This window comes from Cryptosporangium arvum DSM 44712, from assembly GCF_000585375.1.
Classification (GTDB): domain Bacteria; phylum Actinomycetota; class Actinomycetes; order Mycobacteriales; family Cryptosporangiaceae; genus Cryptosporangium; species Cryptosporangium arvum.
In genome coordinates this window covers 6,980,240-7,005,814 of record NZ_KK073874.1, presented here as the reverse complement: position 1 = coordinate 7,005,814, position 25,575 = coordinate 6,980,240, and the positions used below count along the sequence as shown (strand labels likewise).

21 protein-coding genes are annotated in these 25,575 nt (G+C 72.2%); 7 read left to right on the top strand and 14 right to left on the bottom strand.

Annotated features, from left to right (window positions below; all coding sequences use genetic code 11):
* Position 1 precedes the first annotated feature (1 nt).
* From CRYAR_RS32105 to ppk2, 7 genes are all read left to right on the top strand, one after another.
* On the top strand, positions 2-1,423 hold the full coding sequence (locus CRYAR_RS32105) for a purine-cytosine permease family protein (RefSeq protein ID WP_051571220.1): 1,422 nt from the start codon (positions 2-4) through the stop codon (positions 1,421-1,423).
* Between the two features lie 49 nt (positions 1,424-1,472).
* Positions 1,473-2,651 carry a PAS domain S-box protein gene (locus CRYAR_RS32100; protein WP_051571219.1) on the top strand — a complete coding sequence of 393 codons (1,179 nt, stop codon included), beginning with the start codon at positions 1,473-1,475 and terminating at the stop codon, positions 2,649-2,651.
* Complete coding sequence (locus CRYAR_RS32095; RefSeq protein ID WP_035856989.1) at positions 2,644-3,015, top strand: STAS domain-containing protein; 372 nt, start codon at positions 2,644-2,646, stop codon at positions 3,013-3,015. Before CRYAR_RS32100 ends, CRYAR_RS32095 begins: the two co-directional genes overlap by 8 nt.
* Positions 2,999-3,421, top strand: a complete 423-nt coding sequence (locus CRYAR_RS32090; RefSeq protein ID WP_035856988.1) for an ATP-binding protein — start codon at positions 2,999-3,001, stop codon at positions 3,419-3,421. The genes CRYAR_RS32095 and CRYAR_RS32090 overlap by 17 nt, the downstream gene beginning before the upstream one ends.
* Positions 3,418-4,437, top strand: a complete 1,020-nt coding sequence (locus CRYAR_RS51360) for a SpoIIE family protein phosphatase (RefSeq protein WP_157018242.1) — start codon at positions 3,418-3,420, stop codon at positions 4,435-4,437. The genes CRYAR_RS32090 and CRYAR_RS51360 overlap by 4 nt, the downstream gene beginning before the upstream one ends.
* On the top strand, positions 4,434-5,627 hold the full coding sequence (locus CRYAR_RS32080; RefSeq protein ID WP_051571218.1) for an ATP-binding protein: 1,194 nt from the start codon (positions 4,434-4,436) through the stop codon (positions 5,625-5,627). The genes CRYAR_RS51360 and CRYAR_RS32080 overlap by 4 nt, the downstream gene beginning before the upstream one ends.
* A 75-nt stretch (positions 5,628-5,702) precedes the next feature.
* On the top strand, positions 5,703-6,611 hold the full coding sequence (ppk2, locus tag CRYAR_RS32075) for a polyphosphate kinase 2 (RefSeq protein WP_051571217.1): 909 nt from the start codon (positions 5,703-5,705) through the stop codon (positions 6,609-6,611).
* Between the two features lie 3 nt (positions 6,612-6,614).
* On the opposite strand, the gene CRYAR_RS32070 is transcribed toward ppk2, so the two are convergent.
* The 14 genes from CRYAR_RS32070 to CRYAR_RS32005 form a co-directional block, all read right to left on the bottom strand.
* Positions 6,615-7,706 carry an MSMEG_0565 family glycosyltransferase gene (locus CRYAR_RS32070; protein ID WP_035856986.1) on the bottom strand — a complete coding sequence of 364 codons (1,092 nt, stop codon included), beginning with the start codon at positions 7,704-7,706 and terminating at the stop codon, positions 6,615-6,617.
* Entirely contained in the window at positions 7,703-8,527 is an 825-nt protein-coding gene (locus tag CRYAR_RS32065; RefSeq protein ID WP_035856984.1) for a carbon-nitrogen hydrolase family protein, read from the bottom strand. The genes CRYAR_RS32070 and CRYAR_RS32065 overlap by 4 nt, the downstream gene beginning before the upstream one ends.
* Before the next feature lie 10 nt (positions 8,528-8,537).
* Positions 8,538-9,374, bottom strand: a complete 837-nt coding sequence (locus CRYAR_RS32060) for a carbon-nitrogen hydrolase family protein (protein ID WP_035856983.1) — start codon at positions 9,372-9,374, stop codon at positions 8,538-8,540.
* Positions 9,371-10,765: an MSMEG_0567/sll0787 family protein gene (locus CRYAR_RS32055; protein ID WP_035868485.1), complete on the bottom strand. Its 1,395-nt coding sequence runs from the start codon at positions 10,763-10,765 to the stop codon at positions 9,371-9,373. Before CRYAR_RS32055 ends, CRYAR_RS32060 begins: the two co-directional genes overlap by 4 nt.
* Before the next feature lies 1 nt (position 10,766).
* Positions 10,767-11,819, bottom strand: coding sequence for an MSMEG_0568 family radical SAM protein (locus CRYAR_RS32050; RefSeq protein ID WP_035856982.1), 1,053 nt, complete (start codon positions 11,817-11,819; stop codon positions 10,767-10,769).
* Between the two features lies 1 nt (position 11,820).
* The gene (locus CRYAR_RS32045) at positions 11,821-12,348 is read right to left on the bottom strand and encodes an MSMEG_0572/Sll0783 family nitrogen starvation response protein (protein ID WP_035856981.1); all 528 of its coding nucleotides are present in this window, start codon (positions 12,346-12,348) and stop codon (positions 11,821-11,823) included.
* Between the two features lie 8 nt (positions 12,349-12,356).
* Positions 12,357-13,166 (bottom strand): amidohydrolase family protein, encoded by an 810-nt coding sequence (locus CRYAR_RS32040; RefSeq protein ID WP_035856980.1) that lies wholly within the window; start codon positions 13,164-13,166, stop codon positions 12,357-12,359.
* Positions 13,163-14,491: an MSMEG_0569 family flavin-dependent oxidoreductase gene (locus CRYAR_RS32035; protein ID WP_157018240.1), complete on the bottom strand. Its 1,329-nt coding sequence runs from the start codon at positions 14,489-14,491 to the stop codon at positions 13,163-13,165. The genes CRYAR_RS32040 and CRYAR_RS32035 overlap by 4 nt, the downstream gene beginning before the upstream one ends.
* 135 nt (positions 14,492-14,626) lie before the next feature.
* Positions 14,627-16,255, bottom strand: a complete 1,629-nt coding sequence (locus tag CRYAR_RS32030) for a hypothetical protein (protein WP_169745108.1) — start codon at positions 16,253-16,255, stop codon at positions 14,627-14,629.
* 187 nt (positions 16,256-16,442) lie between these two features.
* A complete protein-coding gene (locus tag CRYAR_RS32025; protein WP_035856977.1) occupies positions 16,443-18,206 on the bottom strand; it encodes a sensor histidine kinase in 1,764 nt (587 codons plus the stop codon).
* A 92-nt stretch (positions 18,207-18,298) separates the two neighbouring features.
* The gene (locus CRYAR_RS32020) at positions 18,299-18,976 is read right to left on the bottom strand and encodes a response regulator transcription factor (protein ID WP_084701218.1); all 678 of its coding nucleotides are present in this window, start codon (positions 18,974-18,976) and stop codon (positions 18,299-18,301) included.
* Positions 18,967-20,718: a sensor histidine kinase gene (locus tag CRYAR_RS32015; protein ID WP_035856976.1), complete on the bottom strand. Its 1,752-nt coding sequence runs from the start codon at positions 20,716-20,718 to the stop codon at positions 18,967-18,969. The genes CRYAR_RS32020 and CRYAR_RS32015 overlap by 10 nt, the downstream gene beginning before the upstream one ends.
* Positions 20,719-20,981: 263 nt before the next feature.
* Positions 20,982-22,517, bottom strand: a complete 1,536-nt coding sequence (locus CRYAR_RS32010; RefSeq protein ID WP_035856975.1) for a serine/threonine-protein kinase — start codon at positions 22,515-22,517, stop codon at positions 20,982-20,984.
* Between the two features lie 22 nt (positions 22,518-22,539).
* Positions 22,540-25,575 carry a type I restriction endonuclease subunit R gene (locus CRYAR_RS32005; protein WP_035856974.1) on the bottom strand — a complete coding sequence of 1,012 codons (3,036 nt, stop codon included), beginning with the start codon at positions 25,573-25,575 and terminating at the stop codon, positions 22,540-22,542.

The following is a 25,575-nucleotide window of genomic DNA, read 5'->3' as shown; positions in this document are numbered from 1 at the left end:
CATGGCAGTGGTCGAAGAAGGCGTCGAACCCCTCCGGGAGGGGGCGTACGGCACGAAGGTCGTCGCCGTCGAACCCGGCGGCATCGAGAAGATCCCGCTCGCCGATCGGCACGGCACACCGCTCAACCTGTTCTGGACCTGGGCCTCGCCGAACCTGGAATTCGCCACGATCTACCTGGGCGTGCTGGCCACGCTGGTGTTCGGCCTGACGTTCTGGCAGGCCGTGGCCGCGATCGTGCTGGGCAACGCGCTCTCGTCGATCGCGCACGGCGTGCTGTCGGCGCGCGGCCCCGTCCACGGCGTCCCGGAGATGGTGCTCTCCCGCGGTGCGTTCGGCTTCTGGGGCAACCTGCTCCCGGCCGGGTTCCTCTCGGTCACCGCGGGCATCGGCTGGTTCGCGGTCAACAGCGTCAGCGCGTCGTTCGCGCTCAACGCGCTGACCGACCTGCCGACCTGGCTCTGCCTGGTGGTCGTGGTGCTCGCCCAGGTCGTGATCGCGTTCCTCGGGCACAACTTCGTCCACTCGTTCGAGAAGTGGGCGTTCCCGGTGCTGGCGGTGATCTTCCTGGTCGGCACCGTCGTGGTGCTGAGCAAGTCGAACCCGGGCGCTCCGGCCGGCGAGGGCATCCCCGGGGTCGGCACCGCGGGCGGTTTCCTGCTCACTCTCGCGGCCGTGTTCGGGTACGCCTCCGGGTGGAACCCCTACGCGGCGGACTACACGCGGTACCTGCCGCCGGACACCAACCGGCGTCAGGTGGGCATCTTCGCCGGGCTCGGCATCTTCGTGGCGTGCACGGTGCTGCAGATCGTCGGGGCGGCGTCGGTGACGATCGGCCCGCCGGCGTCGGACAACCCGACGCTCGCGTTCGTCGACGAGATGCCCTCGCTGCTGGCCAACCTCACGCTGCTGGCGATCGCGATCGGCGGTGTCTCGGCGAACGTGCTGAACATCTACTCGGGGTCGATGTCGTTCCTGACGATGGGCGTGAAACTGCCCGCGCACCTGCGCCGGGCGCTCGTCGCGCTGACGTTCGGCGTCGTCGGGTTCGTCGTGGCGTCCTTCGGGCTCGAGGACGCCGGACACAAGTACGAGAACTTCCTGCTGGTGATCGGGTACTGGATCGCGCCGTGGCTCGGGGTCACGCTCGTCGACCTCTGGTTGCGCCGCTCGCAGGACTACGGGGAGATCCTCTACGACCGGCGGTACGCCAACTGGGCCGGACCGATCGCGATGGTCGCCGGGCTGGTCGTCTCGATCGGCTTGTTCTCCAACCAGGCGCAGTACACCGGCCTGGTCGTCCGGTCGAATCCGGCCATCGGCGACGTGACCCCGATCGTCGGATTACTCCTCGCGGCCTTCGTCTACTTCTCCCTCCGTCTGCCTGTTGTGCGACGGAAAGACGGGTCTTATTCACAGATCTAACTTTTGGTACATATGGTGTCACCAACGGCAAGCTTTGCGGGAGGCTGGCGTGGGTGACGCGGTACAGGATGCGAGCAGCGGGAGCAACACCGAGTACCGGGAGATGGTCGAGGCCATCACCGACTTCGGCCTGATCCGGCTCGACCCCGACGGTGTCATCCGAGGTTGGCACGGAGCGATCGGCGACATCACCGGCTACCAGCCGGACGAAGTCGTCGGCCGGTCCGCGGAGCTGCTCTACCCCGACCCGCAGACGCTCCGTGCCGACCTGGCCGCCGTCGACTCGGCCGGCCGGCGCGCCACCGACGGTTGGCGGGTGCGCAACGGCGGCGAGCGCTTCTGGGCGACGATCACGATCACCCCGCTGCCGGTCACCGGCGGCTACCTCCTGCTCGTCCGGGACCTCACCGAGCGACGCGACCAGGAACTGGCGTTGCGCGGCGTCGAGGACATGCTCAGCAGCATCACCGACTACGAGGTGATCCGCCTCGACGCCGACGGTCTGGTGCAGTCCTGGAACCCCGGCGCCGAACGGCTGCGGCAGTACAGCGCGCAGGAGGTGCTCGGCAAGCCGGTCTCGATGTTCTACTCCGAGGACGAGGCCAAGCGGGGCGTCCCGGAGCGGGAGATGGCGGCCGCGGTCACCAACGGGCGCTTCGAGGCCGAGGGCTGGCGCCTCCGACGCGACGGCAGCCGCTTCTGGGCCAACGACGTGCTCAGCCCGATCCGCGGCTCCGACGGCGGCGTCATCGGGTTCGTCAAGGTCGCACGGGACCAGAGCGACCGGCGCGAGGCCGAACAGCTGGTCTCACGCCAGCGCGACGAGATCCTGGAGCTCTCCACGCCGGTCATCCAGGTCTGGGACGACGTCCTGGTGCTGCCGGTGATCGGGACGCTCGACAGCGCCCGCGCCGCCCGACTCACCGAGAACCTGCTCGAACGCATCGCCCGCGACCAGGCCGAGGTCGTCATCCTCGACGTCAGCGGCGTCCCGGCCGTGGACACCGAGGTCGCGCAGCACCTGATGAAGACCGTCGAGGCCGCCCGGCTGATGGGCAGCGTCAGCGTGCTCTCCGGCGTCCGGCCCGAGACCGCGCAGGCGATCGTCCACCTGGGCATCGAACTGGGCAGCCTGCGTTGCCGCAGCAACCTCAAGGACGCACTGCAGCTGGCGCTCCGGCTGGTCGGTGCGCCGCTCTCCCCCGACCTGCGCCCCGTCGATGCCTGACGAGGTCCCGATCATGCGGATCGGCCGGAACCTCCTGGTCACCCTGCAGGGCGACCTGGAGGACGCCACGGTCGAGCAGATCGAGCGCGTCGTCACCCGGGAAGTGGCCCGCACGCAGGCCAGGGGCATGCTCATCGACATCAGTGGCCTCACGCTCGTCGACTCGTTCGTGGCCAGGGTCATCGCCCGGCTGGTCGGGATGACCCGCCTGCTCGGCGCGGAGACGACGGTCGTCGGCATGCAGCCGGCGGTCGCGATCACGCTCGTCGAACTCGGCGTCTCGATGAAACACGTGCACACCGCGCTCAACGCCGAACAGGGCATGGCGCGTCTGACGGGGCTGCGCGATGACCGTCTCCACTGAGGGCGAGACGCACTCGATGACGATCCTCGCCGAGTCCGACCTGCTGCGCGTCCGCACGACGTTGCGCGCGGAGTCGCAGGCGGCCGGCCTCGGGCTGACCGCGGCGACCAAGTTCGTCACCGCCGGCAGCGAACTGGCCCGCAACATCGTCCGCTACGCGGTGCACGGCCAGGGCGAGGTGCTGATCGAAGGCCTGGACAAGGCCGGTCGCCGCGGCGTGCGTGCGACGTTCAGCGACGCCGGCCCCGGCATCCCCGACCTGGACGCGGCGATGACCGACAACTTCACCACCGGCGGCGGGCTCGGGCTGGGCCTGCCCGGCAGCAAGCGGCTCGTCGACGAGTTCTCGATCGACACCGGCCCGGGCCGGGGCACGACGGTGGTGATCACCCAATGGGGCCGGTGAGCCACCGGGCCGCGGTCCGGTTCGCGCCCCACCGGCAGATCGTCGTCACCGACGACGCGGCGGTCGGGGAGGCCCGGCGCACCGCGAACCGGCTGGTCGGCGCACTCGGCGGCGACGAGAAGGCGGTCACCCGCGCCGAGCTGGTCGCCACCGAGCTGGGCACGAACCTGCTGCGCCACGCCGAGCCCGGCGGCTGGATCCTGCTGCGCCCGGTCCCGCCGGGCCAGGTCGAGATCCTCGCGGTCGACCGCGGCCCGGGCATCCGGGACCTCGAGGCCGCCCTGGACGGGCGCTCACCGGCCCCCAAAGGGCTGGGCTGCGGTCTGCGGTCGGCTGCCCGCGCGTCCGGCTTGTTCGACGTCTGGACCAGCGCCGGCGCCGGCACGGTCGCGCTGGGCGTCGTCGACCTCGGTGGTTCGCCGGTGGAGCGGCGGACCTGCGCCGGCGTGTGCGTCGGGCTCTCCGAGGTCAGCGGTGACGGGTGGTCGGTGCGCGGCGCCGACGTGGGGCGCGAGGCGGTCGCGGTGGTGGACGGGGTGGGCCACGGCCCCGCCGCGTCGGCCGCCGCCGACGTGGTGCTCGACGTGTTCGGCGATGACCCCGCCGGGCTGACCTCCCTCGCCGCGCGGGCCAACGAACTCGCACGGGGAACCCGGGGCGCGGTGGCGACCGTGTGTGTCCTCGACCCGGGCGCCGACACGCTCTCGGCGCTGGCGATCGGCAACGTCAGCGGCCGGGTGCTGGTGGACGGCGCCGAGAAGGGCGTCGTCACGTTCAGCGGCAGCCTCGGCCTGAGCGCCCGGCCGCCGTCCGCGCGGGTCCAGCAGTACCCCTGGCCCCGGGGCGCGACGCTGGTGCTCTGGAGCGACGGGCTGCGCAGCCGGCTGGAGTTCGACCGCTATCCCGGCCTGTTCGACCACGACCCGGCCGTCGCGGCGGCGGTCCTGCACCGCGACTACGCGCGCGGCACCGACGACGCGACGGTCGTCGTCGCCCGCCGCCGGGACCGGCGATGACCGAGGGCACGACCGACGAGGCGGCGCTGCGTCAGGAGGTCGAGCTCCTCCGGGCTGAGCTGGACGAGACCAGCCGCGGGCTGATGGCGCTCTACGCCGAGCTCTCGGCGCAGACCGAGGAGCTCGAGCGGGCCCGGGTGGCCGCGGAGGAGGCGACGCGCGCGAAAGCCGCGTTCCTCGCCGACATGGGGCACGAGATCCGCAACCCGCTGAACTCGGTGATCGGGTTCGCCGAGTTGCTCGGCGAGACCGAGCTGACGCCGGAGCAGGTCGACTACCTCACGCCGATCCGGGCCGCCGGCGACCACCTGCGCTGCCTGATGGACGACCTGCTCGACTTCTCGAAGCTCGAGGCCGGGCACTTCACGTTCGAGTGCATCCCGTTCGACCTGGTCGGCTGCGTGGAGGACGCGCTGGCGATCGTGGCGCCCCAGGCGGCGTCGAAAGAGCTGGATCTGGCCGCGGTGTTCACGCCGGACGCGCCGCGCACCGTCCGCGGCGACCCGACGAGGTTGCGCCAGATCCTGGTCAACCTGCTGGTCAACGCGGTGAAGTTCACCGCGGAGGGGCACGTCTGGGTGGAGCTGGAGACGCGTCGGACCGGCGCGGACCGGGCGTGCCTCGCGTTCGGCGTGCACGACACCGGCATCGGCATCGCCCCGGACGCGCTGGAGCGCATCTTCGTGCCGTTCGGTCAGGCGGACGCGTCCACCACCCGCCGGTTCGGCGGCACCGGGCTCGGGCTCTCGATCGCGCGTGAACTGAGCCAGCGGATGAGCGGCGATCTGGCGGTCACGTCCGAGCTCGGGGTCGGGTCGACGTTCACCAGCACGGTGAGCATGGACGTCGAGCCGGGGAGCCTCAGCGACCCCGAGGACCGCCCGCTCGGCGGCCGGACCGTCCTGCTCGCCCACGCCGAGCCGATCACCGCCCGTGCCCTGCGGGCCCACCTGCTCAGCTGGGGCGCCGACGTGCGTACCGACCCGGGGCCGGCCGAACCGGCGTTCGCGGTGGTCGACGCCGACACACACGTCGCGCGGGGCGTCCCGCGGGTGGTCGTGGCCCCGCTCACCGCGCGCCGCGCGGCCGACCCCGGCGCGACCGGCATCGCCGCGGTGCTGCACAGCCCGGTGCGCCGGACCCAGCTCCGCGCGGCCGTCGACGCCGCTCTCGGTGCTCATTTCGCCTGAGCCCGATCTCGTTCACCGGACGTTCACGCAGCTGGGAAACGGTTATCCAGTGCGTAGGACGATGGAGGGACCGAGATGATCGACGACGGCGCCGAACTCTACGACGAGACCGGTCGTTTCGTGTTGGCCCGCGCCAACGGCTACAAGGTCCAGGACAACCCGGAGGACGACCCGGTCCTGCTCCACGCCGACGGAACGCCCGTCGACACCTGGCGCGAGGGCTACCCGTACGCCGAGCGGATGACGCGCGACGAGTACAACCGCGTCAAGCGGCTGCTGCAGATCGAGCTGCTCAAGCTGCAGAACCACATCAAGGAGACCGGGGACCGGCTGGTCATCCTGTTCGAGGGGCGCGACGCCGCCGGCAAGGGCGGCACGATCAAGCGCTTCATGGAGCACCTCAACCCGCGCGGGGCGTCGGTCATCGCGTTGGAGAAACCCACCGACCGCGAGCAGTCCCAGTGGTACTTCCAGCGCTACGTCGCGCACCTGCCGGCCGCCGGGGAGATCACGATGTTCGACCGGTCCTGGTACAACCGCGCCGGCGTCGAGCGGGTGATGGGCTTCTGCACCGACGAGCAGTACGAGCAGTTCTTCAAGGACGTGCCGAAGTTCGAGGAGATGCTCGTCGAGAACGGCATGCACCTGATCAAGCTGTGGTTCTCGGTGACCCGGTCCGAGCAGCGCACCCGGTTCGCGATCCGCGAGATCGACCCGGTGCGCCAGTGGAAGCTCTCGCCGACCGACATCGCCTCGCTCGACAAGTGGGGGGCCTACACCGAGGCGAAGGAGATGATGTTCGTCAGCACCGACCTGGCCGAGGCACCCTGGACGGTCGTGCGCAGCAACGACAAGAAGCGGGCCCGGGTCGAGGCGATGCGCTACGTGCTCTCCCGGTTCGACTACGCGGACAAGGACCCCGAGATCGCCCGCAAACCCGACCCGGCGATCGTCGGCAGCGCCGCCCACGTCCTGCCGGACTGACGGCTAGGCGAAGCGGGCCGGGCTGAGCGCGCGCCGGACACCCCGGAAACGACGGTAGAAGTCGAGATGCGCGGAGGCGGCCGCCGCCCACGTGTAACGGGCGGCGAGCGCGCGGCCGGCGTCGGGGTCCGTGCCGTGGTCCAGCGCGTCGGCGAGGGCGGCGGCGAGCGCGTCGACGTCGGCGGCGTAGCGGACGGCCGCCCCGAAGACCTCGCGCAGCACCGGGAGGTCGCTGGTGACCACCGGGACCCCGGCTGCCAGCGCCTCCATCGCGGCCAGGCCGAAGCCCTCCTTGGTGGAGGGGAACGCGAACACCGCGGCCGAGGCCATCAGCGACGGCAGCGCCTCGTGGCCGACCGGCCCGAGCACGATCGGCGCGACCCCCAGCGCCGCGGCCCGCGCCTCCCAGGTCTCCCGGTACGCCCGGTAGTCGAACAGCGTCTCGCCGCCCGCGAACACCAGCCCCACGTCCGGCCGCGCGAGCTGCGCGTACGCCTCGAGCAGCGCGATCGACCCCTTCCGCGGCTCGATGCCGCCCACCGCCAGCACGTAGCGCCCCAGCCCGGCCGGGTCGCCGGCGTCGGCGGAGGCGAACCGCGCGGCGTCGACCCCGTTGGGGATGACCGTGGGCGAGTACCCCCACCCGGCGTGTACCTCGGCCGCGACGGCCGCGGACACGCAGACGTGCGCGGCCGGCTCGACGATCGCGCGTTCGTGGCAGGCGGCGAGTTCCGGCGTCGTGAACGTGTCCAGGTGGTGCACGGTGCGGACGTAGGGGGTCCCGCGGACCGCGTTCGCGCTGATGCAGTCCTGGGCGTGCACGACGTCGTACCGCGACGCGTCGAAGGCCGCCCGGAGCGTCGAGATCGACCGCAGGATCCGTTCCCCGACCGACTCCTGGTCCGACGCCTCGAACGGCACGACCCGGACCGTCACCGCCGGGTCGACGGCCCGGAAGAACCCGCCGTCCCCACCGCGCCCGAGCGTCCAGACGGTCACGTCGACGTCGAGCGCGGCGAGCGCCTCGGCCAGCGCGAGCGTGTGCACCACACCGCCACGCGGCTTCGTCGAGTAGGTCAGGAGCGCGACCCTCACGCGTAGGCCCCCGGTCGCCGCTCGGACAGGTGCGCGAGCACCCGGCGCGCCCGCGCGATCTCCGCGCCGACGTCGAGCTCGGCCACCGCCAGGCCGGCCTTCGACCAGGTCCGCGCCAGGACGTCTCCGCCAGGACCGACCACTTTGGCCTGGCCGAGGAACCGCATCCCGCCCAGCGAGCCGGTCTGGTTCGACGAGGCGAGCACGACCTGGTTCTCCGCCGCCCGCGCGCAGTCGTAGAGGTCGAACAGCCGCGACTGGCGGTCGTCGGCCATTCGCGGCGCCCGGTTCGTGATCGACGTGGGCCAGGCCGAGAGGCAGGCGAGGATCTCGGCCCCGTCGAGGGCCAGCGTGCGGGCGGACTCCGGGAACGTCTTGTCGTAGTCGACGAGCATGCCGATCCGGCCGACCGGGGTGTCGAAGGCGGAGAACCGGTCGCCGGCGGTGTACGCGATCGATTCGCCGGCCGGCTGGTGCACCTTGCGGTGCGTGCCGAGGACACCGTCGCCGGACAGGCACACCGCGGTGTTGTAGCGCAGGTCGCCGGCGGCCTCGCGGACGCCGAGGCAGACGACCATCTCCGCGGCGAGCGTGGCGACCCGCGTCAGCCGGGGTCCGTCGAGCTCGATCGCCGGCGGCAGCGACTCCGGGTCGGGGTCGCGCAGGTCGGCGAGGTACCCGCCGAGCGCGGCGTCGGGCAGCACCAGCAGGTGGACGCCCTGCGCGCGGGCCGTCCCGATCAGCCCGGCGATCCGGTCGAGGTCGTGGTCGAGGTCGCGCCCGAAGTGGGCGGAGACCGCGGCGATCCGGATCAGGCCCATGCGTGCGAGGCTAACCGGTCACCACCGGAGGGTAGGCCTCCGGTCGGCGGTCCCGGAGGTGCCCCATCGCGCGGCGCGCGGTCTCCAGCGTCCGCCCGACGTCCAGCGACGCGACCGCCATGCCGCCGGCCACGCCGGTGTCGGACACCACGTCCCCACCCGGGTCGACGATCTTCGCGCTGCCGACGAAACGCAGCGAGCCGAACGTGCCGGTCTGGTTCGCCGACAGCCAGACCACCTGGTTCTCCAGGGCGCGCGCCTGGTCGAACAGGTCGAACCGCCGTTTCCAACGGTCGCGCGTCAGGTCGCTCGACGGGTTGGTGCGGCTCCCCGGCCAGGCCGAGACGCAGACGATGATCTCCGCGCCGTCCAGCGCCAGCGCCCGCGCGGACTCCGGGAACGCCTTGTCGTAACAGATCATCGTGCCGAGGCGGCCGACCGGGGTGTCGAACGCGGTGAACCGGTCGCCCGCGCCGTACGAGGCGTCCTCGGCGAGGGGCTGGTGCACCTTGCGGTGGTTGCCGAGGACGCCGTCGCCGGTGACGCACACCGCGCTGTTGTACTTCGTGCCGTCGGCGGTGATCTCGCAGTAGCCGGCCACCACGACCAGGTCACCGGCGATCGCGGCCAGCCGGGCGATCTCCGGGCCGTCCAACGCCAGCGCCGGCGGTCCGTCGGCCCCGCCGTCCAGGTTCGCGAGGTACCCGCCGAGCGCGGCCTCCGGCAACGCCAGCAGCCCGACGCCGTCCGCGCGCGCCTTCTCGGTGAGCTGCTCGATCCGCGCGAAGTCCGACTCCAGGTCGCGATCGAAGGGCGCCGCGACGGCGGCCATGGTCAGGGTGGTCATCGATCCTCCTGAGGGTGTGCGGCGCCGAGGTTCGTGACACCCGCGGCGATCGCCTCGGTGAGTTCGCCGTCGGGCCAGCGGAGGGCGACGCCGGATCCGGTCTCCAGCGCGCCGCAGATCGCCGTGGTGGCGGGACCGGCGGTGGGCGGCCCGGTGTCCGGGGCCGCGGCGGTGAGCATGCCGAAGCCCGGGAAGCAGGTGAGCCAGTCGCCGGTCGGAACGCCGTCCGGACGCGGCACGGCCGCGACGTCGAGGACCGCGCGGCAACCGCCGGCCTCGGCGAGCATGCCGAGCGTGCCGACGACACCCGCCATCGACACGTCCTTCGCGGCGGCCGGACGGTACGCGCCGACGAAGGCGCCCATCGCGCGCAGGTCCGCGGTCGTCCGCGTCGAACTCGAGTCCCACTGCCGCCCGGTGTAGCCGGGGCGCCAACCGCCGCCGAGGTCGACGGTGAGGCGCACCTCGTGTCCCGGGGCTCCACCGCCGCCCGGAACGGGTGAGCCGTCGACTGTGCCCAGTGCGGTGATCGCCAACGAGGCCGGGACGCCCAGCTGGGTGTGGCCGCCGAGGACCGGGGCGCCGTACGCGTTCGCGGCGGCGCGGACACCGGCGAGCACCCGGGCCGCGGAGGCCCGGTCGCGGGCCCCGAGCGCGTCGAGCAGACCGACCGGGGTCGCGCCCATCGCGGACAGGTCGTTGACGTTGACGAGCACGCCGCACCACCCGGCCCACTCCGGGTCGCGCTCCACCATCGAGGGCAGGATCGCGTCGCAGGCGGCGACCAGGTCCGACCCGGGCACCGGCGCGCCGTCGTCGCCGACCCAGCCCGCGCCTCCCGGCGCGAGCCCGGTCAACAGCGCACCCAGGTCGCGTTTGGTGGCCGACACCAGCGCGGCGATCCGCCCGATCGGCCACCGCATCACCGTGTGCGGACGCCCGGCGACCGTCACCGGCCGCACCGTGTCCCACCCGAGCCGGCGGAACATCCCGGCCGCCCGGTGCTGCACGGTGGCGTCGAACCGCAGCACGCCGGCGTTCTCCGCGTAGGCACACGCGGCACGCACCAGCGCCGGCCCCACGCCGGTGGTGGCGCGCCAGGGCGGGGCGACGGCCAGCCGCCCCCCGGTCCACCAGCCCAGGTCGGGGCCGTCGGTCGCCGGACCTAGGCGGACACCGCCGACGACGGTGCCCGCGCGGTCCCGGGCGAGCAGCACCACGGTGCGCGGGTCGGCGTCCCGGTCGTCGAGGTCCGACCCGGCGAACAGCCCCTGCTCCTCGACGAACACCGCCCGCCGCAGCCGGCGGTACCCGTCGAGGTCCTCGGCCCGCTCGATCGTGAACGTCGGGCGGCGTCCACCGGTGAGCGTGGGGACATCCAGCAGTCTCATCTCAGCCTCCGGCGGCGGGCAGGGCACTGCAGGCACCGCAGGCCGCGCACCCGGCGCCCTGGTCGGCGCCGGCCATCCCGGCCGTCCGCAGGAGCGCGCCGACGCGCGCGGTGACGTCGCGCACCAGCGAGGGTGGCGGAGCGGTCGCGCCGTCCCGGCGGGCGAGCGTCCCGGCCATCGGGCGGAACGGCACCACGAACGGGTAGACGCCCCGCTCGATCAGCCGCGCTGCCCCCGCGACCAGCTCGTCGGGATCCTCGCCCAACCCGACCAGCAGGTACGTGGACACGCGGTTCGGCCCGAACACACGCACGGCCTCGTCCCAGGCGGCGTCGTACTCGGCGAGCGGCACGCTGCCCTTGCCGGGCATCCACGCCCGGCGGACGTCGTCGTCGAGCGATTCGACGTGGATGCCGATCGCGGTCGCCCCGGCGTCCTTCAGCTCGCCGAGCACCGCGAGGTCGGCGGGCGGTTCGATCTGGACCTGGATCGGCAGCCCCGGCACCGCGTCGAGCACGGCACGCACGCAGCGCACGAGGTTACGCGCGCCCCGGTCGGGGCCGGTCGTCGTGCCGGTGGTCAGCACCAGCTGGGTGACGCCGTCCAGCCGCACCGCGGCCTGCGCCACCTCGGCCAGCTGCGCCGGGGTCTTCGCCGCGATCGTCGCGCCCGACCGCAGCGACTCCTCGATCGTGCAGAACCGGCACCGCTGGTCCTCGACGTACCGGATGCACGTCTGGACGACGGTGGTCGCCAGCACGTCCCGGCCGTGCAGCCGGGCGATCTTCTCGTAGGGGACGCCGTCGGCGGTCTCCAGGTCGTAGAAGCGCGGGCGGCGGACCGGTTCGAGCGAGAGACCGGTGTCCTCGCCGAGGTAGAGCAGGCGCCCGTCGCGCGCGGTGTAGGGACTGTCCAGGACCAGGGGGATCGCCGCGCCGGCTCCGTCCAGCACGACGTGTCCGTCGTCGCTGGGGCCCGCGCCGTCTCCCCGTCGCACCGGGGCGTCCAGGCGGACACCCCGGATGGCGACGTCGACTCTCGTGCCGAGGGTCATGTCAGAACATGTAGGTGGAGTTGATGATCGCGCCCTTGCGTGCGTAGTGGATCAGCGCGTCCTGGACGTCGAGCGGGTGCGTCGGGATGACGCCCTCGATCAGGTCCTCCTCGCGGGCCCCGTGCAGCGACAGCCCGAACCGGCAGCAGTACACCTTGCCGCCCTCGGCGATGAACGTCTTCAGCGAGTCGTTGATGTTGTGCTCGCCGGGGAACGCCGAGTTGCCCGTCGTCGGGAAACCGCGGGTGGCCAGGCAGTTCAGCGAACCCGGCCCGTAGAAGTAGATCGCCGACTCGAAGCCCTTCCGTTGGGCCCGCGTCGCCTGCAGGATCGCCACGAAGCTCACCGACGACTCGTGGGCGATGCCGTGCACGAGCGTGAAGTACGACTGGCCCGGCTCGGCCTGGTAGTCCGGGAACACCTTCGTCCCGCCGTAGATGCTGCTGCCCTCGGGCAGCGACGGGTGCGGGATCTCGGTGAGCGACTTCTGCTCGGCCTCGGTGAGTGCGGTGGTCGTCTCGGTGGTCATCGTTCGTCCTATCCGTAGAGGGTGTCGAAGGTGCTGGTGAAGACGTGCGTGCCGAGCTCGCCGTCGCCGGTGACGGCTCTCAGGCGGGCGTACTCGCCGGCGAAGTCGCCCCAGGGCTCGTCGCTGGCGAACAGGATCCGGTCGTGGCCGACGCCGCGGCGCTCGATCTCGGCCGCGAGCCATCGCGGCGCGAACCCGATCGCCCAGGACAGGTCGGTGTAGACCTGCTTGCCGGCCGTGACCCAGTCGAAGAACCGGCCGGAGAGCAACTTGATGTGGCCGCTCATCCCGCCGCCGAAGTGCACGAGGTGCAGGCGGGTGGTGTCGCCGTACCACTCGACGAGGTTCGTGATCTCGTCGACGTCGGACGCCGCGCCGGGGGAGGTGTGCACGTGCACGGTGAGGTCGTGCTCGCGGGCCGCGGAGAAGATCAGGTCGAGGCCGGGACGCGAGTCGTGGACGGTGCCGCCGAGCAGGAAGCTCAGCTTGAGCGCGCGGACCCCGGGCTCACCGGCCAGCTCCAGCGCCTGCGCGGTGCGCTCGGCATCCGCGGCCTTGGCCGAGACCCACAGCCCGGCGCGGATCCGGTCGTCCTTCTGGGAGGCCTCGACGCAGAGCTCGTTGAAGCCGAACGCGATGGCGGGGTCGGGAACGCCGTAGTTCGGGATGACCAGGGCGCGCTCGGTGCCCTCGGCGTCGAGATCGGCGACCAGCTCGTCGAGCGTCGCCCTGGCGGTGACGTCGGGGTGCACCGGCGGCCCGCCGTAGAACGGGTACGCGGGCAGGACCCCGAGGTGGCGGTGCGCGTCGGAGATCATGCGCTCCTCGCCGGCACCCAGTCGGTGTTGTACGTCTCGGTCGGCGTCCCGGCCAGCCAGTGCGCACCGCTGGTCTGCGGCTTGCGCACGATCCGGTCGACGACGTGCGCCGCGTCCGCGCCGACCCCGCCGAACCGGCCCGAGCCCCACGTCCACTGCCAGGGCAGCCCGACGAAGTACAGGCCGGGGGACGGGGTGACGCCCCGGTCGTGCACCGGGTAGCCCCGGCCGTTGAACACCGGGGCCTCGATCCAGCGGTGGTCGGGCCCGAACCCGGTGCTCCAGATCACCGCCGCGAGCGTGTCCGGGGCCAGCTCGCGCAGCGGGTAGTCGGCGTCGGCGGGCGTCCAGACCGGCGTGTAGCGGGGTTCGGCCGGTGCCTCGATGCCGGTGCGCGCCAGGTACTCGTCGATCGAGTCCTTGATCGACTCGGACACGCGGTCGGCGCCGTCCAGGTTCGCGGCGAGATCGTCGCCGAACCGCAGGACCTCGTCGACGGCGGTGAGCCGGCCGTGCAGGCGCATGCCGTCGCGGGCGAACGCCCGCAGGTCGATGTCGCGCCCGCCGTCCCGGCCGGTGACGTAGTGGTTGACCCGGAACCGCACCGCGTCGGCGTCGGCGAAGTCGGCGATCGTCCGGCGGTAGTAGCCCATGTCCTCGAGCCAGGCCACGACGTCGCGGCCGCGGTAGAACCGGGCCACGCGGGGCGCGCTGCCCACCGCGAGGTGCACGCGGCGGCCGGCCAGGTGGAGGTCCTCGGCGATCTGCGCGCCGGACTGACCGCTGCCGACGACGAGCACCTCGCCCGGCGGGAGCTGTGCCGGGTTGCGGTAGGCGGACGAGTGCAGCTGGGTGACCTGGCGCGGCAGCCGCTCGGCCAGCCGCGGGGTCACCGGCACCTGGTACGGGCCGGTGGCGACGACGACCTGTCCGGCGACCAGCGAGCCGGCCGACGTGGTCAGGTCGTAGCGCCCGTCGGGGCGGCCGCGCAGCCGGGTCGCGGAGACGCCCTCGTGCAGCGGGACCGGGAACGACGCGGCGTACGCGGAGAGGTAGTCGAGGATCTCGTCGCGGACCATGAACCCGTCGGGGTCGCCCCCGGCGTAGCGGTGGCCGGGCAGGTCGCACTGCCAGTTCGGGGTGACCAGGCAGAACGAGTCCCAGCGGCGGGTGCGCCACTCGTGGCCGACGGTGTGCCGCTCGAGCACGACGTGCTCGATGCCGCGTTGGGTAAGATGCCAGCTGATCGACAGTCCGGCCTGGCCGCCGCCGACCACGGCGACCGGTAGCTCACGACCGTCCAGCGTGTCCGGTACTAAGCGCATGGCTACGAGTACAGTCGCGGCCTATTTCCCTGGTGTCTCATCGGGAACAACTGCCCGTTTCGCGCGTAACGGACGTGTAAGCCCGGAGTACGAATCGGGCCCATCCATCGCTGGACGGGCCCGATCCGGTGCCGGTCAGGCCTCCTCGGCCCGCACGCTCTCGAGCTGGGCGAGCGTGGTCGCGGCCAGCGCGTGCAGCGGGTGCCCGGGCTCGGTGGAGTCGCGGAGCGTGCGGTACGCGTTGATCGCGGAGTCCAGGTCGGCCAGCGCGCCCCGGCGGCCGAACCGCTCGCTGAGCGCGAGCCCGAGCCGGAACGTGACCGCGTTGCGCCCCTCCTGCTCGTCGGCCTCGCTCTCCTCGCCCCGGCCACCCGCGTCCGGGGCCTCGGCCGTGTCGGGGGCCGCGTCAGGGGTCGCCTCGGCGTCGGGCTGCGCGGGCGCGTCGGCCGGCGCGCCGACGATCGCGGGGGAGCGCAGCGGGGCGCGCAGGGCCTCGCGGAGGAGCTCCACGGCCTCGTCGAGGTCCGCGTCCCGTCCCGCCCGGTGGCTGCTCGTCTGCAGCAGGTACCCCAGCGACGCCACCCGGGACGGCAGCTCCGGGTGGTCGTCCGCGGTGGCGGCCACCGCGGCCTGGCCCAGCTCCAGCGCCTCCCCGATGTCGGCCTCGGCGCCGTAGCGCTCGTACCGCTCGGCGAGCACCGTGCCCAGCCGCATGTTCACAGCCGCGGGCTCCGGCGTGCCGGTGCGCTGCGCCGACACCGACGCCTGACGCAGCGTCGTGACCGCCTCGTCCAGGTCCTCGCGACGCTCGTGCAGCTCGAAGCGCTCGAACAGCGCGTCGCCGAGCTGCCACCGCCGCACGGCCAGCCCGGGGTGGCCGCTCGGCCCGCTGACGATCGACGAGCGGGCGTTGGCGATGGCCTCGTCCAGATCGGTGGGCTCCCCGTCGGAGTCCCACCGCTCCTTGAGCACGGCGGCCAGGCACCACGCCGCCTCGTGCTGCTCCGGGCTCTCCGGCGGCAGGCCGCTGACCGCCCGGCGCAGCGCGTCGATGGCCTGGCCGAGGTCCTCCTCGTCGCCGCCGAACGCGTGCCGGTCGGCCAGCGCGAGCCCCAGGTTGGCGAAGTACCCGGGCCGGTTCGGGTCGGCGTCGTCGGCGATCTCGGCGCACTGGCGCAACGTCGTGACCGCCGCGTCGGCGTCCGCGGTGCGGCCCCGGACCCGGAAGCGCAGCCGGAGCGCCAGCCCGAGCGTGCAGAGCGCCTGCGGGGTCCGGTGGTCGCCGGTGGCCATCGAGTCCACGGCCGTACCGGCGGCGCGGATCGCCTCGTCCAGCGCCTGGGCGTCCTGCTCGGCCTCGGCCCGCGCCAGCAGGGCGTCGGCGTAACCGGCGAGGAACCCCGGGCGGGCCGGATGGTCGGCCGGGAGGTCGGGGATGCCGCCCTCGTAGAGGGCGAGCGCCTCGGCGAGGTCGTTGTCCTGACCGGCCTCGCGGTAGCGACCGAGCAGCGTGTCGGCCAGGTCGGCGCGGGCGTCGACGATGGCCGGGTGCTGCGCCGGCGTGCCCGCGAGCAGCTCGCGGAGCAGCGCGACCGCGTCGTCGAGATCCGCCGGGTGGGCGTAGACGCCGAACCGCACCTGCAGCGCGGACTTCAGGCTCCACAGCGGAGCGAGCCGGTTCGGGTCGTCGGGAGCGAGCTCGGCGGCGACTCCGCGCAGCAGCACGACCGCCTCGTCGAGCAGGTGCGGATCGTGCTCCTCCATCGCCTGCTCGATCAGGCGGTCGGCGTGCCGGACACGGGCGGTTGTGTCTGGCTCGGTGTTCTGTGCGGGGGCTGACACCATTCCTCCACCATCGTTTACAGGTGACCCAAATGTCTTCTGATGGCCCTCAGTATCAAGGAAGTGACGGAAGTGTGGGGGACAGCCACGTCCCTCTAACGGTGTGTACTCAGTCGAGCGGGAGACGCACACGCAACGTCGTACCGGCCGCCTCGACCTCGCCACCCAGCGCGCGGGCACGGTCGCGGATGCCGTCCAGCCCGCCCTCGTGCCAGCCGACGTCGGCGGCGATCTCGCCGACGAGCCGGCCGTCGGCCTGGTGGACGCGCACCACCACCCGGGACGCCCGGGTGGCCGCGTTCGTCAGCGCCTCGGCCAGCGTGAGGTACAGCGCCCGCTCGAGCCCCGGCGACGGGCGGACGTCGTCGACCCGCAGCTCCACCGCGAGGTCCAGGCGCTCGGCCAGGCTCTCCAGCGCGGCCGATAAGCCTTCCTCGGTCAGCTGGCCGGGGTGGATGCCCCGGGCGAAGGCACGCAGCTCACCGAGGGCCTGCGTCGCGGCGTCCCTGGCCTCGCGCAGCGCGCGCCGGGCCTCGGGCTCGACCACCGTACCCTCCACCGCGGCCAGCCGCATCGCCAGCGCCACCAGCCGCTGCTGGGCGCCGTCGTGCAGGTCGCGCTCCATCCGCTGCCGCTCGCTGGCCTCGGCCTGCAGCAGCCGCATCTGCGCGGCACGCACCTGCTCGATGCGGGCCTGCACCTCGGTCTGCAGCTGCGCGTTCTCCAGCGCCCGGCGCCCGGCGAGCAGCGCGGAGGTCACCAGCCCCTCGTGCCGGCGCAGCGCCGGGTCGGTGTCCACGATCGCCAGTGGCGCGCCGTGCTCGGTGACCACCGGCAGGCGCCAGCGCCCGTTGTCGGCGGCCGGCCCGCTGTCGTCGGCAGCCGGCAGCGTGACCACCCGGCCCGTGTGATCGACGTGCTGGCCCTGGCGGGGCACCCAGAACCACACGTCGAGCGTCGGGTCACGCAGGACCGTGCGGAACGCGTCACGCACCCGCACCGCCGACGGGGGACGGGTGAGCTGCAGCAGCTGATCGGCGACCGCGACCTCGGCCCAGCGGCGCCGCAGCCCGACCGCGAGCAGCGCCAGCGGTACCGACAACGCCAGCGTTCCCTGCAGCAGGTACGTGTCGAGCTGCCGGTCGAGGCCGGTGATCGCCCCGGTCTGCACGAACGCCGACAGCAACCCGACGAACGCGACCAGCGCGAGCACCGGAAGCGTCAACGCGCGCTCGACGCCGTGCAGCCGGCGCTGCCGCCACCAGATCACCCCGGCGAAGCTCGCGGCCGCCCCGACCGACACCACGGTGACCGCGATCAGCACGATCGTCTCGGACCGGCCGGAGTGCCACAGGCGGGGCCAGAAGACGTCGCCGGCGAAGCCGTAGAGCGTCGGCGGGGTCGCCAGGCAGAGCAGGGCCTGGCCACCGATCAGCGTGATCGCGCCCCCGGTGGCCCACCAGCGCTCGGGGCGCCCGTGCAGGCGACCGTCGGGGTAGTACAGGATCCCGATCGCGCCGGTCGTGAAGAAGAGCGACTGCGCGAACACCGCGATCAGCGGACCGGGTCCGGCGTTCCACGCGGCCAGCCAGGTCAGCGCCCAGCAGAACGACGCCACCAGCAGGCACAGCCCGGTCGGACGCGTGCCGCGCCCGGTGGCCAGCAGCACGCCGGCCGCCGCGGTGGTCGCGCACTCCAGCAGGGTGATCGTCGCCGCGAGCGTGTGGACGTGCCAGTGCGGCCACCCGGCCGCCGCCGCGGCCAGCGCCGCGACGATCGCCGCCAGCGCGGCCCACTGCCGCGGGTACCGGTCCGGAGCGGGGTACCAGCGGGCGCGCTGACGCTCGCCCGCTCCGCCGAACTCCGTGACCACGAGGTCACCCTAGGGCTAGGAGCTGTGTGCCGTGTTCGCTTGTGCCCGCCTTGCGTCCGGCTCGGTGCCGCGCACAGGTTCGCTGGGCGTCCTCACAGGTTCTCGGCGCCGTCCTGGCGGGCGCGGAGGTAGGCCAGCACGGCGGAGACCCGGCGGTGGTGGTTGGTCTCGCTGGCGGGCAGGCCGAGCTTGGCGAAGATGCTCGCGATGTGTTTCTCGACGGTCTTCGTGTTGAGCACCAGCACCTCGGCGATGCCGCCGTTGGAGCGGCCCTCGGCCATGTGCCGCAGCACGTCCTTCTCGCGCTCGGTGAGCTGGGCGATGCCCGGGCTGGTGGCGCGTTTGCGGCGCTGCTCGAGCAGCCGCTCGACGACCTCGGGCTCGATCACGGTGTCCCCGGCGGCGATGCGGGTCAGCGTGTCCTGCAGGGTGGCCACGTCGGCGACCCGTTCCTTGAGCCGGTACCCGACCCCGCGCGAGCCGATCTCGAGCAGCTTCATCAGGTACGGCGTCTCGGTGTAGTGCGAGAGCATCAGGATGCCCAGGTCGGGATAGGCCTCGCGTAACCGTTCCGCGGTGGCGAGCCCGCCGTCGGGCTTCGGGGGCATCCGGATGTCCAGGATGACGACGTCGGGCAGGTCGGTCTTGATCTGCTCGAACAGTTCGTCACCGTCGGCGGCCTGCGCGGCCACCTCGACGCCGGCCGCCGAGAGCAGCAGGACCAGACCGTCCCGGAACAGCGCCGCGTCGTCGGCGACGGCTACTCGCATGGAATTCTCGCGGCCACGGTGTAGTCGGTTCCGTTCTCTGAAGGGATGAAGAGTTCTCCGCCGATGGCCCGCAGGCCGCTGGCGAGCGGGGCGAAGTAGCGCTCGCCGGCCTCGGCGCGGGCGCCCACCCCGCTGGCCCGGACCCAGAGGTCACCGCCCGGCGCGGTCACCTCGACCCGGATCTCGGCGGCGTGCAACTGTCGCGTCACGATCGTCAGCACCTCGGTTGTGGAGTAGTACGCCACAGCTTCTACCACCGGAGTGAAGCGGCGTGCGGGCGCGATGATCGTGACCGGTACCGGGAAGCGGTCGGCGACGGCCTCCAACGCCGGCCCGAGGCCGGCCTCGGTCAGGGTCGTCGGGTGGATGCCGTCGGCGAGCTCACGCAGTTCGCGCAGCACCTCGCGGATCTCGTCCTGGATCTCCCCGACCAGGTCCTGGGTCCGGGAATCCAGCGGAACCGTCGCGCTGGCGGCCCCGAGCCTCATGGTCAGGGCCGCCAGCCGGTGCTGCGCGCCGTCGTGCAGGTTCTGCTCCAAGCGTCTTCGCTCGGCCCACCGCGACTCCTCCACCTGGCGGTGGGCCGCGGTCAGGTCCTGTCTCTCGGCCCGGAGGCCGACCTGCAGGCCGGCCAGCGCGAGCGCCGGTCCGGCCGCGCGGACGGCGGCCGCGACCAGGTCCGTGCGGTGACGGTGGTGAGGGCTGCCCACGAGTAGCGCGACGGGTTGCTCGTCGTCGTCGACGTCGGGCAGGTGATCGAACTCCGGGTCGAGGGTGCGGCCGTCCTGGCAGACGACCGAGTAGCGATCGTCGATGGGGGCTTCGAGCTCCTTGCCGTCGGCGTCGACGTAGCGGCGCAGCCCTTCGACCCAGTAGCCGAGCTCGATCGACGGGTCGCGCAGCGCCCGGCGCAGCGCCGAGCGCAGCCGCTGCGGGCTGACCGGCCAGGACATGCTGGTGACCGAGTCGGCGACCTCGGCCCGCTCGGCCGCCAGCCGGGCCGTCGCGGCCACGACCGTGATCGGCAGCACCAGCAGCGCCCCACTGACCACGGCCTGCACCGAGAGCAGGCCCTGCCGGGTGAACGAGTCGGCCAGCACCCAGGTGATCAGCACGGTGCCGCCGGTGACGACGGCCGGGAGTTGCGCGGTGCGCAGCGCACGGCGTTCCAGCCCGCGGGCCCGGCCCAGCCGCCGGGCGACGAGCGTCAGGAAGCAGGCCAGGCAGAGCAGGCCGTCGATGTTCGAGTAGGCCCGCGCCCAGGACGCACCGCCGCTCGCCGCCATCGCGACGTCACCGATCACCAGCGTGACGGTGAGGAAGATCAGGTAGCGGCGTTCCCAGCGGTTGACCTGGTGCGTCCAGAACAACAGGGCGACGGTCATCGAGATCCAGAACGCGGAGTCGAACAGATAGCCGACGATCCGCGGGACCTGATCGCCCCAGAGCCAGACCCAGGTTCCGGCCCGGCAGATGCCGGCCAGGCCGAACGCCCACGGAACGATCCGCCGCGGCCGGCCGAGGCCGGTCTCGCGCAGCAGGGGGGTGACCGCGGCCAACGCGACGGCCAGCAGCGTGTCCACGGTCGCGAGCAGCGGGTTCACCCGCCAGACCGGCCATTGGAGCGCGGTCGAGATCGTGGCGGCGGCCACCACGACCGCGACCACCGTGGTCGCCAACCGGACCCGCTCGGGCAGCGAAGCCCGAGCGGGACGGGTCAGCGAGACGCGCTCCGCATACATGCCACGATGCTTATCCCCCGCCCACGTGCGAGTACAGAGGGCCTACCCCCAACTCGGGAGTGGTGGGGCCACGGGTGCGGGTTCGGGGTCGGCACGGGAGTCCGTCGCGAGTGGAATTGGCAAGCTCTTGCTCACGGTCGACCGGCCGCGGAGGGGTGGGGCCGACGGTCGCTGGGTCGCGCTGTGTCCGGGGAGACGGATCGCACCAGCGTCCGGCGGCCCCTGTGCCGGTCGACCGTCTCATCCACCGTGGTTCCAGGCGGTCAACCGCCCTCCCGGAGAAGGCGCAGATGTTCGCGAAGTGCCGTGACGTCGTCGAGATCGTCCGGGGGCGCCCCCGGCGTCGATCGCATGTCGCTCACGAGGCCATCGAGCTGCTGCAGCGCGTCGTCGACCTGCCCGAGCCCAGCCGTGATCACCGCGATCTGCAGGCGGAGGGGGAAGCCCTCCGCACCCGGCGAGTGGTCCAGGAGGGCGCGCAGGCTACGGAGCGCCTCGGTGGCCTCACCGAGTTCGGCCTGGCAGGTGGCGATCTGCAGCCGGCAGGCCCGGACCGCTTCGTGGTCCGGCCCGTACCGTGCCGTCAGGTCGTCGACGAGTTGTTCGAACACCAGGATGGCCGTGCGGAAATCGCCGGCCAGCAAGAGAATGCCGGCGTAGTCCAGGCGAGCTTCCAGGATCTGGGGTGACCGCGACCCGTAGACCGGGGCGGCCCGGCGGAGCATCGACTGCAGCGCGTCCGCGGCCTGCCCGAACCGTTCCTCGTCGGCCAGAGCCAGCGCTCGATCACGGACGACCTGCACGTCCTCGGCGCTGGGCACGCTCGTGGGTGCCGCCGCCGTCGCCGCGGGGCGGGTGCGCGCGACCGTGTCGCGGGGAAGCGGTCCCAACGGAAACCGATGGGGCGACGTGGGGTCGGCGGCGCTGTGCTCGGGCGGGGCGGTGACCGAGTCGAGTACGTCGTCGGCAGCCCAGGCCAAGAGATGCCGGTACACGGCGGCGGCCGATTCCGGCCGGTCCGAGGGATCCTTGGCGAGCAACGCGACGATCAGGTCGTCGAGTTTCGCGGGCACGTCGGCCCGGGCATCGGCTACGTGCGGGACCTCGGCCTCCAGGTGCTGGTGGAGCAGGCCGAGCGCGGTGTCGGCCGCGTACGGCGGTCGGCCGGCGAGCAACTCGTAGAGGACGCAGCCGAGGGCGTACAGATCGGCCCGTGGGCCGACCGACGAACTTCCGAGGGCCTGCTCGGGAGCCATGTACACCGGCGTGCCGATGGGATCGCCGGTGATCGTGAGCTTGGGCAGGTCCGTGTCGAGTATCGCCGCGACCCCGAAGTCGAGCACCTTGACCAGGCCGGTCGTGCCGAGGATGAGGTTTGTGGGCTTCAAGTCACGGTGGACGAGCGACGCGGCGTGTGCTGCGGCCAGCACCGAGCAGATCTGCGCACCGATTGCCGCCACCCACGGGACCGGAAGCGGTCCGTTCTCGGCGATCAGGTCGGCGAACAGAGTGCCTGAAACCAGCTGCATGACGATGTACAGGTCGTCGCCGACCACCCCGGCGTCGTGCACGGTGGGCACGCCGGGGTGATCGAGCCGTGCGGTGATGCGGGCCTCGCGCCGGAACCGCTCGGCGACGTCGTGCCGGTCGGCTTCGTCGGCCAGCCCGGGCTTGAGGAACTTGACCGCGACGGGCCGGTCGAGCCGCTCGTCGTAGCCGGCCCAGACTTGGCCCATGCCGCCGCTGCCGATCGGCTCGGTCAGCTCGTACCGGTCGGCGATCCGCGTTCCCGCCCGCACTGATCACTCCCGCGGTGAGTGCTCACGCGAGGCCGTGCTTACGGCGGATCAGCCGGTAGGCCTGGCTACGCGCGAACTGGTTCATGTGATTGCGCAGTGTGTCGTCGTCGAGGTAACGCTGCATCAGCTTTCCGTTGTCGTCGTGCCGGGACAAGATCACGTCCTCGATCCGCTTCTCGCACACGACCCCGAAGTTGCCTTCGTCGTTGACGAGCGCGGCGGCCTCGACCGCCCCGTCCTCGGCCAGCGCGGCGACCTGCTGCTCGAACCACACCTTGTCGGCCTCGCCGAGGCCCATCCCGAACCGGTCGTTCAGCTCGTCGATCAGCTCGGACAGCGCCATCGTGGCCAGGTCGTTCTGCGGCCCGGCGCCGCCACCGGTGAAGCCGGGCAGCATCTGCTCACCCTCGGCGTCCAACGACGCGTCGTGCGTACCCGTCTTACTGACCCGCAGATGGGTGAGCTGCACCTCGCCGATGTCCACCGCCGGGTCCTGCCGGCGGGGAAGCCGGTTGAGCAGCGCCCGTCCGTACAGGTAGAGCCGCTCCAGCTCGCGGTCCTGGTAGGGCACCACCTGAGCGAGAAACGCGTACATCCGGGTGTAGTCACGCAGCGCCGCCCGGAAGCCGTCGGCGCTCTCCGGATCGTCGGCGGCGAGCGCGACGTAGCGATCGCGGGCCGGGTCGGTGAAGCGGTACAGCGCCGCGTGCGCCTTGTGGAGCGCGGCGTCGGTCGTGGCCTTGCCTTCGGCGTCGAGCAGAGCCTCGACGTACGCCTGCATCTCCGTCTGCACCAGCAACGCGTACGACGTCACCGCGTTCTCCGCGGTGTACAGCAGGTTGGGATCGGTCGGGACGGTCGCGGCGGTTTCGAAGTACGGCTTGAACTGCTCGGTGATGTCGGCGGACTCGTTCACGAAGTCCAGCACGAACACGTCGCCCTGCGCCTTCAGCGGGTGGGTGCGGTTGAGGCGCGACAACGTCTGCACCGCGGCCACGCCCTTGAGCGGCTTGTCGACGTACATCGTGGTGAGCAAGGGCTGGTCGAACCCGGTCTGATACTTCTCCGCCACCACCAGGATCGGGTACTCCACCGGCTGCTTCGCCTTCGGCGTGCCGGCGTGTTTGTCATCGGCCGCGGTGTAGGCGAACCGCTCCGGCAGTTCGCTCTCGCCGAAGCCGTTCAGCCGGGCCTCGGTCACCTCGACGCCGTCGAGGCTCAGGTCACCGGAGAACGCGACCAGAGGCGCGCATCCGGAGTAACCGTTGGTCTCGACGTACTTCTTGATCGCGGTGTAGAGCTTGGCGGCGGCCTCCCGAGAGCCGGTCACCACCATCGCCTTGGCCCGTCCACCGAGTCGGGACGCGGTGTGCCTGCGGTAGTGCTCGACGATGATCTCCGCCTTCTGCGCCATCATCGTCGGGTGCAGCACCGCGAACCGGGCCAGCTGCGACGCCGCCTTCTTCGGGTCGACTTCCGGGTCGTCCGGGTTCTGGTTGGCCAGCTTCCAGTACGACTGATAGGTCACGTACTGGCGCAGTACATCGAGGATGAACCCCTCCTCGATGGCCTGCCGCATCGAGTAGGTGTGGAACGGGCGTACGTTGCCGTCCGCTTCCCGGGTGCCGAACAGCTCCAGCGTCTTCGACTTCGGCGTCGCGGTGAACGCGAAGTACGACAGCGTCTCGTGACGCCCCCGGGCCAGCGCCGACGCGGTGAGCGGGTCGCCGTCGTCGTCGATGTCGTCACTGCCTTTGCGTAGCAGCACTTTCTTCAACGCGGTCGCGTTGTCACCGGACTGGGAGGAGTGTGCCTCGTCCACGATCACGGCGAACCGTTTGCCGCGCAGCCCGTCGACCTTCTCCAGGATGAAGCCGAACTTCTGCATCGTGCTGATGACGACCTTGGCGGTCTCGCCGCTCAGTGCGGCGGCGAGCTGGTTGGAGTCCTTGTCGATGCGCTGCACGACCCCCGGCACGTGCTCGAACTGGAACACCGTGTCCTGCAGCTGCCGATCCAGGACCACCCGGTCGGTGATGATGATGACCTTGTCGAACACCGGCTCGTTCGCCGCGATGTTCTTCTCCGGGATCGCCCGGGCGGTGTGCAGGCTGGAGAGCCGGTGGGCCAGCCAGGCGATCGTGTTCGACTTGCCCGACCCGGCCGAATGCATGACCAGGTAGTTGTCGCCGGACCCGTGCGCGGCCGCGTGGTCGGTGAGCGCGGTGACCGCGTGCCACTGGTGATAGCGCGGGAAGATCAGCGCCCGCGACTCCTTGTCCGTGTGCATGAACCGGCGGACCAGGTCCATCCACGTGTCCGGGTGCCAGATCTGCTCCCACAGGTATGCGGTCCGGTAACCGTCGACCGCCGGGTTACCGGCACCGCCGGACTTCCCGGGTCCAGCGGATCCGGTGTTGAACGGGAGGAACCGGGTGTCGTCCCCGGCCAGCCTCGTGGTGACGAAGACCAGATCGGGATCGACGGCGAAGTGCGCCAGGGCTCGGCGCGCGAACAGGAGTTCCTTCGGGTCCCGGTCGGTGCGGTACTGCTTCTTGGCGTCTTCGACGGTCTGGTTGGTCAGCGGGTTCTTGAGCTCCGCGGTGGCGAGCGGGATCCCGTTCACGAAGAGCGCGAGGTCGAGGCTCTTGTCGTCCCGCGCCGAGTAGCGCAACTGCCGGGTGACGGTGAGCCGGTTGGCGCGGTAGAGCGTCAGCGCGTCGTCGGTGATCGAGTGCGCCGGCTTGAAGTAGGCCAGCCGGAACGGGATGCCCTTGTCCTTGATCCCACGCCGGAGCACGTCGAGCGGCCCCCGCTCGTCGATCTGCTTGGCGAGGTACTCCGCGAAGTGCCGCTGCGTCTCGACGACGTCCTTGGAGTGGTAGGCGACGAGCTTCAGCCAGGCGTCGTTCTGGGTATCCCCGAGGAAGGCGAACAGCTCAGAGGTGTCCAGCCCCAACTGCCGGTCGTAGCGCGCCGGGATTCCAGGTCGCCAGCCGGAGTCGAGCAGCGACTGTTCGATAGCGCTCTCGAACGCGCCTTCGCCGTGCACCTTCAC

Coding starts and splice junctions, on each gene's coding strand:
- CRYAR_RS32030 (WP_169745108.1), bottom strand. CDS start 16,255: ATGGAGGAGCACGATCCGCACCTGCTCGACGAGGCGGTCGTGCTGCTG.
- CRYAR_RS32080 (WP_051571218.1), top strand. CDS start 4,434: ATGACCGAGGGCACGACCGACGAGGCGGCGCTGCGTCAGGAGGTCGAG.
- CRYAR_RS32105 (WP_051571220.1), top strand. CDS start 2: ATGGCAGTGGTCGAAGAAGGCGTCGAACCCCTCCGGGAGGGGGCGTAC.
- CRYAR_RS32015 (WP_035856976.1), bottom strand. CDS start 20,718: ATGTATGCGGAGCGCGTCTCGCTGACCCGTCCCGCTCGGGCTTCGCTG.
- CRYAR_RS32035 (WP_157018240.1), bottom strand. CDS start 14,491: ATGCGCTTAGTACCGGACACGCTGGACGGTCGTGAGCTACCGGTCGCC.
- ppk2 (WP_051571217.1), top strand. CDS start 5,703: ATGATCGACGACGGCGCCGAACTCTACGACGAGACCGGTCGTTTCGTG.
- CRYAR_RS32060 (WP_035856983.1), bottom strand. CDS start 9,374: ATGACCACCCTGACCATGGCCGCCGTCGCGGCGCCCTTCGATCGCGAC.
- CRYAR_RS32065 (WP_035856984.1), bottom strand. CDS start 8,527: ATGGGCCTGATCCGGATCGCCGCGGTCTCCGCCCACTTCGGGCGCGAC.
- CRYAR_RS32045 (WP_035856981.1), bottom strand. CDS start 12,348: ATGACCACCGAGACGACCACCGCACTCACCGAGGCCGAGCAGAAGTCG.
- CRYAR_RS32020 (WP_084701218.1), bottom strand. CDS start 18,976: ATGCGAGTAGCCGTCGCCGACGACGCGGCGCTGTTCCGGGACGGTCTG.
- CRYAR_RS32090 (WP_035856988.1), top strand. CDS start 2,999: ATGACCGTCTCCACTGAGGGCGAGACGCACTCGATGACGATCCTCGCC.
- CRYAR_RS32095 (WP_035856989.1), top strand. CDS start 2,644: ATGCCTGACGAGGTCCCGATCATGCGGATCGGCCGGAACCTCCTGGTC.
- CRYAR_RS32040 (WP_035856980.1), bottom strand. CDS start 13,166: ATGATCTCCGACGCGCACCGCCACCTCGGGGTCCTGCCCGCGTACCCG.
- CRYAR_RS32055 (WP_035868485.1), bottom strand. CDS start 10,765: ATGAGACTGCTGGATGTCCCCACGCTCACCGGTGGACGCCGCCCGACG.
- CRYAR_RS32050 (WP_035856982.1), bottom strand. CDS start 11,819: ATGACCCTCGGCACGAGAGTCGACGTCGCCATCCGGGGTGTCCGCCTG.